The sequence below is a fragment of the Chitinolyticbacter albus genome (assembly GCF_024437655.1).
Classification (GTDB): Bacteria; Pseudomonadota; Gammaproteobacteria; order Burkholderiales; family Chitinibacteraceae; genus Chitinolyticbacter; species Chitinolyticbacter albus.
The window spans coordinates 36,673-47,766 of sequence record NZ_JANBVF010000040.1; the positions used below are offsets into that span (position 1 = coordinate 36,673).

The 11,094-nt window shown below is 63.9% G+C and carries 7 protein-coding genes and 1 pseudogene; 2 read left to right on the plus strand and 6 right to left on the minus strand.

The annotated features are described in order from the left end of the window. Positions 1-18: 18 nt before the first annotated feature. From NLI84_RS16765 to NLI84_RS19180, 3 genes are all read right to left on the minus strand, one after another. Positions 19-2,475 carry a hypothetical protein gene (locus tag NLI84_RS16765; protein ID WP_255991891.1) on the minus strand — a complete coding sequence of 819 codons (2,457 nt, stop codon included), beginning with the start codon at positions 2,473-2,475 and terminating at the stop codon, positions 19-21. 50 nt (positions 2,476-2,525) lie between these two features. Next, positions 2,526-3,137 carry a DUF4136 domain-containing protein gene (locus NLI84_RS16770; protein ID WP_255991893.1) on the minus strand — a complete coding sequence of 204 codons (612 nt, stop codon included), beginning with the start codon at positions 3,135-3,137 and terminating at the stop codon, positions 2,526-2,528. 61 nt (positions 3,138-3,198) lie between these two features. Beyond that, complete coding sequence (locus tag NLI84_RS19180; protein ID WP_255991895.1) at positions 3,199-4,977, minus strand: ATP-binding protein; 1,779 nt, start codon at positions 4,975-4,977, stop codon at positions 3,199-3,201. A gap of 189 nt (positions 4,978-5,166) precedes the next feature. On the opposite strand from NLI84_RS19180, the gene NLI84_RS16780 reads away from it, so the two are divergent. Together NLI84_RS16780 and NLI84_RS16785 are read left to right on the plus strand one after the other, a co-directional pair. Beyond that, on the plus strand, positions 5,167-9,498 hold the full coding sequence (locus NLI84_RS16780) for an autotransporter outer membrane beta-barrel domain-containing protein (protein ID WP_255991897.1): 4,332 nt from the start codon (positions 5,167-5,169) through the stop codon (positions 9,496-9,498). 255 nt (positions 9,499-9,753) lie between these two features. Then, positions 9,754-9,933, plus strand: a complete 180-nt coding sequence (locus NLI84_RS16785) for a hypothetical protein (RefSeq protein ID WP_255991899.1) — start codon at positions 9,754-9,756, stop codon at positions 9,931-9,933. 109 nt (positions 9,934-10,042) lie between these two features. Here NLI84_RS16785 and NLI84_RS16790 read toward each other — a convergent pair. The 3 genes and pseudogenes from NLI84_RS16790 to NLI84_RS16800 form a co-directional block, all read right to left on the minus strand. Next, a pseudogene (locus NLI84_RS16790) lies at positions 10,043-10,394 on the minus strand (IS3 family transposase); the annotation flags it as partial. Between the two features lie 8 nt (positions 10,395-10,402). Next, entirely contained in the window at positions 10,403-10,678 is a 276-nt protein-coding gene (locus tag NLI84_RS16795) for a hypothetical protein (protein WP_255991901.1), read from the minus strand. 102 nt (positions 10,679-10,780) lie between these two features. Beyond that, a partial coding sequence (locus NLI84_RS16800; RefSeq protein ID WP_255991903.1) for a hypothetical protein occupies positions 10,781-11,094 on the minus strand: 314 nt, incomplete at its 5' end.

The following is an 11,094-nucleotide window of genomic DNA, read 5'->3' on the forward strand; positions in this document are numbered from 1 at the left end:
ATCTCGCTCGGTAGTGGATCAGAGACGGAAGCGGCCACCGCCCATGCGTCCGCCAAAGCGCGGCGAGAAATTACCGCGATTGAATCTATGGTTCTCGACGTTGGGGCGGCTGGCGGTGGGGCTGGGTTGCCCGGCGCGGTTGTTGATCCGGTCCGCACCGCGTTCACGCGCCAGCCGGTCAGCATCGAGCCCGCTGGCGGCTGGCGGCGCGGCCTCGCGGGCGGCGCCCGCCGTCGTCTTCTGCTCCCAGCCCTGGCCGGGGGTGTACTGGTAGACGTTGCCGTCCCTGCCGGCATACACATGATCGTCGGTGCGGATGACACCGCCGTGGCTGATCTGTCCGGTCTCGGCGTCACGATGAATATAGCCGGCACCGGCAGCGTCCCCGCCCTGGCCCGTGGTTTCGAAACGGCCGGCGGCCGTGGTGCCCTGATCGGTGCGGGCGATGGCGCCGGCCTCGTGACTGACGCGGCCGGTCTCGGTGTTCACCTGGGTGCGCTCGCCCGCCGCCGCCGCGTTGCCGGTTTCGGCATTGCCGGCTGCGGCGCCGTGGCCCGCCACCACGCGCCCCGTTTCCGGGTTGTAGCGCACGCCGCCAGCGGCTGTGGTGGTGGTGCCGGTGTAGGCATTGCTGTTCCAGCCGGCGTAGCCCCAGCCGCGGCCGCCGGTCGCGTCGTTGTGGAAGGAGCCACGCACGCCGGTGCCGTAGTTGCCGCTCCACGGATCGGCCCAGGCCGCGCGCACACCGCTGGCCGCCACGTTGCCCCAGCGGCCATAGACATTGGTCACGGCGATGCCGCCGCCCCAATAGCCGGGCCAGTAGCCGGGGCCGTACCAGGGGCCCCACCAGGGCCCGTACCAGGCGGAGCCCCAGGCCAGGCCCCACGCGAAGCCGAAGCTCCAGCCGGCCCACGCATCCCAGCCGAAGGCCACGCCGTAGCCATAGGTGGCCGGGCAGCTGTACCACACGTCGCCAATCCAGGCGTCGCAGATGTAGCCGGTGCCATAGGCCACCACGCCGTTGCTGCCGTAGACGTAAACGTAGGTCACGTAGTGCAGCGGCGAGGCGGTCGGAATGGTGTAGATCACGGCCGGGACGCGGATGGCCACGGCCCAGGGCCCGGTGGCCGCGCGCGCGGCGAACCAGATGCCGTTCTGCACCGCGTAGTAGGCGGTATCGCTGACGCGGATCACCGGCACGGCGGTATTGAGCGCATAGGCGAGCGGGGTGCCGGCAATGGTGGAAAAGCGTGGCGCGCCGTCGTAGTTCACATTCAGACGCGCCTGCGATTTTTGCACGGTGGCGGTCTGCGGAATCGAATTGGCGATCAGCGATTCGCGCGCCTCGGGCGTGCCGGGTATCGACGCCAATACCGCGCCTTTGACGCTTTCGCTGGGAATCCGCAGGAAATCGGCGGGCAGCTTCGCGCCGTCCACGTAGGCCCACGGCCCCTTGGTGGAAGGCGCGCTGAACCAGCGCCCTGAGACCAGCACATACCAAGCGTCGCCTGCGCCGTGGTCGACGAACACGTCGGCGCCGGTGTTGGCCACGTAGCTGAGCGCCGTGCCGGTGAGCGGCTCGAACTGCGGCTCGCCGTTGATCTCGATCAGCTCGGCGGGCGCATCGCTGACGAAGATGGCCGGGGCCTTGCCGCTGGCGAGCAGCTGCTTCAACGGTTCGGCCGGCTTGTCGAGCACGTCGACCAGCTTGGCCGACACGGCGCGCTGCATGGCTTCGGTCAAGGCGGCGGGCACGTTCGCGGCCAGCGTCCATGGCCCGTTCAAGGCCGTGGCTTCGGCCCAGTGCCCGGCAAAACGCAGGTAGTAGCGCCCGCCCATGCTCAGCAGCAGTGATCGGGTATTGATCACGCGCGCCACGCCCGCGACGCCGGACGGCTTGAACACGGCCTTGCCGTCGGTGAGGATGAGCAGGCCAGGGCCGAACGAAAACAACAGTTGCGGCGGCGCGTTGTTCACCTTCTGCGCCGCCTGGCGCTGCGCGTTCTGCGTGATGGCGAGCGCCGATTCGAGCTGGTCGAGGTCCACCTTCAGTGTGCTCACCGGCAGCACCTTGCGGATCAGGTCCAGGTAGCGCGCCTCGTTGCCCTTGTCGGTGGGAAAGCTGACCCGGTCCGCAGTCACGTTCTCGAGATCGACTTCGCGGGCCGCCTTGTCGGTTTCACTGCGCGCGGAAAACCACAGCACGCCGTAGACCTGCTGATCGTGTGTCTTGCCGGCCTCGTCCCGCACCGCGCCGGTCTTGACCGCGACCGCCAGCCTGCCTTTGAGCACATTGCCCTGCCAGCTTTCCAGCTGCGGCTGGTGCAGCGTGAGCTGCCGGCCTTCGATGGTGACGCTGCGTGGCCAGGGCGGGGCGGCCTCGGTGTGCGGCTCGACGGCGGCCGCCAGCGTGGCAAGGCTGTAGCACAAGAGTGCGCACACGAAGGCAAAACGAAGCGATGCTGGCGTGTTCATGACGGTTCTCGCGTCAGTACGATCAGTGACCGGGGCGGCGCTCACGGGCATCAGGGCGTTGCTACCAGCACGCCGTCCTGCCGCATCTGGGCGATCAGCTGCCGGGCCAGGTCGACGGCGAACTTGGCGACATCATCCGGCGCGAAGCCCTCGCTCTGCGCGGACCAGATCGGTTTTTCGGCCTTGATGTCCCACAGCGTGGATTCGAGCGTGACCACGTCGTACTGGGTGATGGTCGGCGGCATGCTGGCCCAGGCCGCGCCATACCAGCCATAGAAACCGCCCATGACCGGCGCGGGGGTGATGTCGATCCGGTGCTCCACCTTGAGCAGCCGGGTGACCAGTACGGCATCTGCGTGGCTGGTCTGGATGGCCTCCACCAGTTGCGCCTTGGGGATTGCCCCAGTCTGCGGCACTTGCCGATAACTGGGGCTGGCCGCGGTGCCGGCGCCCTGGAACGCCTGGACGAATTGGTCCTCGAACACGCGGCGCGCACTTTCGCTGTCGTTGATGCCCACCACCAGCACGTGCTGCGGGGAAGGCCCGGCAAACTGAGGATCGCGCCAGTGATGGGTGAGTCGCGTACTGGCGCAGGCCGACAGCAGCAGGGCGGCCGCGAGCAGCAGGCCGTTGCGCACTATCCGTGCCGAGGCGACGGTCATGGTCGTTCTCCTGAGGTCCGGCTCGCAAGGCGAGCTGGAAGGGTTCGAAAACAGGCCGGCGTCATCCCGATTTGAGCTGGGTAAGGATGAGCCCAACCTCCATACGGGTGCCGAGGCCCAGCTCGCTTTCCAGTGAAATACGGCCGCCCATCTGGTCGACCAGCCGTTTGCATAACGCCAGCCCCAGGCCGCTGCCGCCGCGATGGATGCGCTGGCTATCGAGCACCTGGGTAAACGGCTCGAACAGATGAACCTGGTCGGTGGGCGCGATGCCTATCCCGCTGTCTTCTACCTGCAGCAGCACTTCCACCATCCCCTGACCGCGGCCATGGGCGGACAGGGCCACGGTAATACGGCCGGCGTCGGTGAACTTGATTGCATTGCCGACGAGATTGCCGATGAGTTGCTTCCAGGCATGGGGGTCGATCCACACACCGGGTTGACGAGCGAGCTCGGTATCTAGCTCGATTTGTAGCTGTTTTGCTTCGGCCTGTGGCCGCAACGCCTCGATCTGCAGCCGCAGGGCGGCGCGCAGATCGAGCGGTTCGGGTGCGAGCAGGAAGCGCCCCGCCTCCAGCCGATTGAGCGCTTGCAGGTCGTCCAGCAGGGTCAGCAGACTGGCTGCGGCGTTTCTGGCCAGCTCCAGCGCCTCGTTCCGCCCCGGGTATTGCGGCTGCTGCGCAAGATCCAGCATGGCCATGATGCGATGCAGCGGCTCGGCCATTTCGGTACCCATCGCCACCATGAACGCCTGCTTGGTGCGGTTGCCTGCCTGGGCGTGTTCGTGCGCGTTGCGCAGATCGAGCAGCAGCCGGTCGCGGTCGGTCAGTTCGACATTGCCACAGATCATGCCCAGAAAGCGGCCTTGCGCATCGACATACGGATGCCCCCAGTGGCGGAACGTACGCTCTTCTCCGCCGAGGTTGAGGACGACATCGCGGGTGTAGGGCAGCTGTCGCTCCATGGCAGCCATCAGCGTGCGATGGGCAAGCGCCGCGGTAGCGGCGTCCAGTTCCCTGGTTTCGATCATGCGCTTGCCGCGGATCTCGTCGAGCGTGACGTCAAACTGCTGTAGGTGCCAGCGATTGCAGGTAATGACCCGGCCTTCGGTATCTCGGACCACCACGGTGCAGGGCAGGGCGTCCAGCACCTTGCGCAGCAGTTCGAGTTCCTGCTGCTGTCCTGCATCGGGTTCGGCGAATGGCCTCGCCGGTTCGGTCGCGCCTTCGATCAGGCCGTGGCTGCGGGCGATGTCTATCACTTCCAACAAGGAGGCGGCGTTCAGCTTTTGCTTGAGCCTGATCTTGTAGGTGCTGATGGTCTTGTCGCTGAGTGCAAGCTGGTCGGCGATGGCAACATTGCTCAAGCCCTTGGCCAGTAGCTGCAGCACAGACAGCTCGCGGCTCGACAAGGCCCTGAGCACCGCATCGTGTCCGGTGGCGGCGTGCGCGGCCGGATTGAGTACCTGACTGGGGAAGTGCGCTTGGCCGCGCAGTACGGTACTGACCGCTGCCTTCAATTCGCTCAGGTCGTCCTGCTTGCTGACAAAGCCCGCGGCACCCGCTTCCAGGCAGCGGATGGCGAAGTATTCGGAGTTTTGCGCCGTCAGCACCAACAACTTGGGGCCTGAGTCTGCGAGTCGCTCGATCACCGCCAGCCCCCCTAACCGGGGAATGACAAGCTCCAGGATCATCAGTGCGACGTCGCCCGTACGCCCGAGCTGGATGGCGTCGATGCCGTTGTCGGCCTCCGCCACGACGTTGTGCCCCTCGGCTTCCAGCAGCAAGCGCAGCGCATGCCGGGTCACCGGTTGCTCGTCGACGATCACGATGTTGGCCACTCCCGCGCGCTCCGTCTCTGCCTGGACCCAGCGTAGAACCCCTGGCCAGGAATTAAAACGTTGGTGTTCGTTTTGGTGAGGCCAGGGCACTGATCAGAAAGCGATTACAGCCGTATCGGATCCCTACGGCATACGTGCCCGGCATGCAATTTCAGACTGTCTCCATCGTACGAGCGTTGGAGAACGGTCATGAACAAGCGAGATGCACGGCAGGAATCGAAGGCGGAGCGCCTGCGCCGCAATATGCTGGCGCAAGCCGTGGGCTTGGTCTTGGCCGGGTTTGCCGGCCCGGCACTGATCGACGCCAGGGCCGATACCACGGTGACCACTGCGGGCGGCGTCGGCGTGGATAGCAGCGGCACCCAAACCGGTGTAACGATCAAGCTTGGCGCCAGCCAGAGTACCGGCGTGGCCGCGGGTTCCGGCGAGTACATCCAATTTGATGCGGGCCGGATCGAAAGCAGCGCGATTACCGCGGCGCAGGCCAAGGACCAGGTCGGCTTGCACGCGGTGGATGGCGGCCACGTTGCCGCCAGCGGCAGCGCAGTGCTGCTGGAGCCCAAGACCGGCGCCGGCGTGGCGATCACTGCCAGCGACATGAGCGGCGTGATTGCTGAGTCGGGCGGCAAGGTGACCTTGACCGACACGCAGGTGGTGGTCGGTGGAGGCGCCAAGGGCAATAACAATCGCGGCGTGAAGGTCACGGGCACGAACTCTGAGCTCGATATGCACGGCGGTTCGGCTGGTACTTCGTCGTGGGGCGCAGTCGGCATCTCGGTCGAGAACGGCGGCGCGGCGCATTTGAGCGATGGTGCCAGCATCAGCACGACGGGCGCGCGCAGCACCACCAGCGGCGGCAGCCACGGCGTGCGCGTGACCGGCGCCGATAGCCGGCTCGATGGCAACGACCTCACCATCACCACCACTGGCGGATCCGCTTATGGCGTACACGTCGATGCCGGTGGCGCCGTCGAACTGATCGATGCCAGCGTGAACACGGCCGGCGGCAATGGCCACGGGGTACTGGCCGACGACGGCGACGTCAGCATCCAGGGCAGCACCATCCGTACCAGCGGCAAGGGCGCGGTCGGCGCCTGGGCGCGCAATGGCGCAACCATCCAGCTTTCCGGCACCGAGCTGCGTACGAGCGGTGCGGCCGTCTCGAGTGCGTCGCCGGTCGATGGCGAGAAAGCGCTCAGTCTCAGCCACGGCCTGCTGGCAACCGGTGCGGACACCAGTATTACCGCCGAAGCGGTGTCCTTGCTGATCGGCGGAAGCAGCGCCAGCGCGGCGCGTGCCGAGGAGGGGGCGCGGATTGCGCTGACGAACAGCGCGATCGACGTCGGCAGTTCGGCCACGACGACGGCGACCACGGCGGCGCTGCATGCGATCGGCGGTGGCCAGATCGACGGCACCGGGCTGAGCGTCAACGTGACTGGTAACAACGTCGGTGGCGCACGCGCCGAAGGCGCCGGTAGCGGCGTCTTGCTGGACGACAGCGTGGTTCACGTCAGCGGCGCGGGCAATGTTGCCAATCCGGCCGCCGCCGCGCGCGCGTTTGACGGTGGCCGTATCGTCATCGGCCATAGCACGCTGGTCGCAGAAGGGCAGTACGGCCATGGTGTGTCGGTGGAGGGCGCGGGCTCGCAGGCCGAGGTAAGCGATTCGGTGATCAGCGTCGGTGGCAACCGGGCGATCGGGTTCCATCTCACCGGTGGCGCCAGCGGCAAGGTCGATACCAGCCGCATTACGGTCACCGCGGTTGCCGGTGCGGTCGGCCCTTTTGCGCCAGGCGTGCTGGTCGAGGGCGCGGGTTCCAGCCTGGCGCTGGCGGGCAGCGAAGTGCGCACCACGCAACAATCCAGCTTTGGCGTGCAGGTCTCCAATGGCGCTGATGCGACGCTTAACAACAGCGCGGTCACCACCGACGGGCGCTACGCGGCCGGGATCAGTGCAGGCCATGCCACCGTGACTGCCAACAAGGTCACCGTGACCACGCACGGCGACGACAACGCCATGGGCGTGGTGGCCAACGAGGCGTCGACCATTGTCCTCAACGGGGGCTCGGTCACCACCACCGGCAGCGGCTCGCCGGTGCAGTCCAATATGACCTTCCCGCACGCGCTGGCCTCGCGCAATCCCGGCGCGCTGCTGATCGCCAATGGCACCAGCGCGCATACGCAGGGCACGCAGGCCTACGGCGCCGCGGTCGATGATGGCGGCAGCATGGTACTGAACGACCTCGCGGTGAAGACCGAGGGTGAATATTCGATCGGGCTCTACGCGGGCATAGGCTCGCTCAAACCCGCTCAGGTGCGCCTCGACGCGAACAACGTCAACGTACAAACGCTGGGTGATCACGCCGCCGGTGCGCTCGTCAGCCGGCGGTATCAGCCGGACACGGCCATCTTGAATCTGACGGATGCCACCGTGCGCACCCACGGCGTGCAATCGCACGCGCTGCAGGCGGAGTCCGGCGCGGCGCTTGGCGCCAGCAATACGGTGGTCTCGACGTCCGGCATTGGTGCGCTCGGAGCTGTGGCCAACAATACGGCGCGTATCGACCTTGATGTAGTCGGCGTGACGACCAGCGGCAACGCGGCACACGGCGTGGTCGCCAAGCAGGGCGGCAGGGTGGGCGGCAGCGATGTTGTCGTCACCACCACGGGCGATCAGGCCGCCGCGCTCTATGTGCAAGGCACCGATGCGCTCGAGGGCGTGGCTGAACTGAATCGCACCGTGCTGAGCAACCGTGATGGGGCGACCATTGCCGTGGCGGGCGTCGGCGATATTGCACTGAAGAATGCAATCGTCGGCGGCAGCGGCCTCTGGCTGAATGTGGATCGTTCGGTGGCCAGTGCCGGGACCGCGATCCCTGACATGGGCACGGGCCAATGGCAGGGCGTCGGCCAGTCGTTCGACAGCATCGGCCGCGCCACAGTCGATCTGGCGGCATCGGTCGTCACCGGCGCGGCGAGCACCGCGGCCGGCAGCCACTCCGCCGTGACGATGCGCGATACCAGCATCTGGCAACTGACCGGCAACTCGCGCTTGAGCACGCTCACCAACAACGGCAGCCTGATCGACTTCAGCGCCCCCAGCGGTGGCCGTTACAAGACGCTGACCGTCACCGACTACCTGGGCGACAACGGCACGGTGGCACTGAACACCTGGTTGTTCGACGATGCTTCGCCATCGGATCAGCTGGTGATCGACGGCGGCAAGGCGGACGGCAGCACCAATCTGCGGATCAAAAACAGCGGCGGCGCCGGCGCGTTGACGACCGGTAATGGCATCAAGGTGGTCGATGCAATCAATGGCGGCGCGACCGAACTGGGCGCATTCCGGCTGCTCAACCGGGTGAAGGCCGGCCCCTATGAATACACGCTGCACCGTGCCAGCCTTGACGACAGCAATGGCGAGGCCTGGTACTTGCGCTCGACCACCGATGCGATCTCGCCCACGCCGGTACCGCCGATCAATCCCAGCACGATCGATCCCACCCCGGTGCCGCCGACCCCGCCGCAGCAACCGAACTACCGGCCGGAAACATCGCTCTACAGCGGTATCCCGGCGCTGGCGCTGCTCTACAGCGGTGCCCTGGTCGATACCCTGCACGAGCGCATTGGTGAAGCGCGCCGCCGTACCGCCGATCCGCTGCCAGAGCAGGACCAGCAAGAGGGGCCATCGCTCGCCTGGGGCCGGGTGATCTACCGTGCAGGCGAGGATGCGTTGGGCGCGCTCGATACCGATTACACGCTGCAGGCAGTGCAGCTTGGGGTCGACCTGTATCGCCGCGAAGACACTGACGGCAGCATCGACCAGGCAGGCCTGTCTGCGCATTACGGCCGCATCGACGGCGACCTGATGCACACCGACGGCCGCCATGCCGGCACCGACGCCTTGCGCGGCTGGGGACTGGGCGGCTACTGGACCCACTTCTGGGAACAGGGCGCCTACCTCGATGGCGTCGTGCAGTTCAACCGCTTCAAGGTTGAAGCCCTGCCGGACGAGATGGCTGCACTGCAGACGCGTGGATACGGCATCACTGCCTCGCTGGAGGCTGGCAGACCCTATCTGATCAACGCGGAAAAGCGGCGTTATCTCGAACCGCAGGCACAACTCATCTATACCCAAGCCAAGCTGCGCGACACCCATGATGACGCCGCCGTGGTGCGTTTTGATGAAATCGACAGCCTGATCGGGCGACTGGGGGTGCGGCTGCACCAGGACTGGTTCCGTCTCGATGACAACGGCAAGCCCTTGCGCACCAACGGCTGGCTGCGGCCGAGTATCTGGCATGAATTCAAGGGCAAGCCCAGCACCGGCTTCTCGTCCGCCGACGGCTACATCCCCTTCGTGGTCGACATGACCGGCACCTGGGGCGAGATCAACCTGGGCTTTGATCGCCAGGTGAACGAGGACGCGACGGTGACGGGCACATTGGGCTATCAGCAGTCGCTGGACGGGGCAGAGAGCCGCAGCTATGAGGCGATGATAGGCGTGAAGGTGAAGTTCTGAGCGCTAGCGCACCGGCTTGCCGGAGACGAAAAGCCCTGGTCCTGGACCAGGGCTGCTGCATTCCAGTCTGGCGCTCAGAACGGTCCGGAAGGGATCACGTATCGCTGACATTAATGTGACGAAATTATTTCAATATTTGTTGAAAAATGATTCGGCTTTTCTGATGGAGGCTGTCTTTGTGGAACAGGTAAGTCTTTGAATAAAGGAATAAAATAAATAAAAGCCGGAGCGATGGACTCGGCGAGGGAGTAATAAATGAACGAACTGAATACCAACGCGTCGTCCGAACAGTCGGTCCACTCCAGCACCAGTGATCTACCGGCCGGCTCGATATTGCTCATCGAAGTATTGGCCCTGGCCGTGGTCGCTGTATTCGCAGCATTTGAAGTGAGACAACGGAAAAAGTGCGGCAAACGCCAACGCTTCACCAAGTGAACGGCTTGAGCCCGCAGACAAACCCGCCCTAGCAAGGCGAGGCGGGGTTTTTTTTGCGGCAAGGACAGCTTATCGCCGTCCCGGCATGGAATTTCGGGAGAAGGTCAGCCACGCGGCGCTTTGGCCGCTTGCGCCGCAGATTCAGACCTTCCTCGCAGTAAATCCGGTAGGTCTTTTTGTGATTGATCAGCCACCCCTCACGCCGCGGTAGCACATGGATACGTTGTGCCCCATAACGGATGCGCGTTGCCGCTCGGCACGGTCGTCCCGTGGCCTGGGGCGGTAGCAATAGGTGGCTTGCCGCAACCGAATCACCGCGGTGGCGCGGCGAATGCTGACGCGATAGGCGCCGATCAGGAATTTGGCCAGCTCGCGCTTGCGAGCCGGCTTCACAGCTTTTTTTGGATGACTTCCTGCAGCATCTGTTTGTCTAGGCTGAGGTCGGCAACCTTGCGCTTGAGGCAAACGGTTAGAGCGTATTTTCAACAAGCTCCATCTCATCTGGATCAAGTGCGATTGAATGGGATCTACAAGCTCCCTCTTCGTCGTTTGGCCATGATTTTCTAACCCAAGGATGGCCATACTCATCGATCTCCTCGACCTCAAAAATTTCGCCGATCAACGAAAGAATATTTTTCTTCTCATCGGCAGGGAGGTCGTCAAGCCACTGACCTGATAGGCAAATAAGGCGGACCTTTGTGCCGATATTGACCCGCCTTCCATTTTTATCAATTGCATCTGCCATCAGATTAAGCTCGGTGTTTTAATGTTTAAAATAACAGGTGAGATTTAGCTAGTCCCTATTGATTGAAGTGTTAGGTCTTGCGTGGTTGTTCAGGCTTTTGTTTTATTTGTTGTTGAAGCCGCAAATAATCCGGCGAACTGAAAATATTGTTATTAGTCCCAATATCAAAGATGCCACCAAATAGTACAAAAATGTTTTTATCCATAGGAATTGCAATTTCTTCATATTGTATTTTAGTATGTCGATACTGATTTTTGTTGAATTGGATATTTTTTGGCTGCACTCCCTGTCTGAAATTGGATCGCATTGGAAATTTTCACTATCTAGATTTATGTTGTTTTGTACCGTTTTGGCTGGCTGGACAGCATAGATGTCCAGTCCCGGACGATTAACTACGCGCTTAACAAATAAACCCG

Excerpts from the sequence above, each read along its gene's own strand:
- NLI84_RS16780 (WP_255991897.1), top strand. The coding sequence starts at position 5,167 with ATGAACAAGCGAGATGCACGGCAGGAATCGAAGGCGGAGCGCCTGCGC.
- NLI84_RS16795 (WP_255991901.1), bottom strand. The coding sequence starts at position 10,678 with ATGGCAGATGCAATTGATAAAAATGGAAGGCGGGTCAATATCGGCACA.
- NLI84_RS16770 (WP_255991893.1), bottom strand. The coding sequence starts at position 3,137 with ATGACCGTCGCCTCGGCACGGATAGTGCGCAACGGCCTGCTGCTCGCG.
- NLI84_RS16785 (WP_255991899.1), top strand. The coding sequence starts at position 9,754 with ATGAACGAACTGAATACCAACGCGTCGTCCGAACAGTCGGTCCACTCC.
- NLI84_RS16765 (WP_255991891.1), bottom strand. The coding sequence starts at position 2,475 with ATGAACACGCCAGCATCGCTTCGTTTTGCCTTCGTGTGCGCACTCTTG.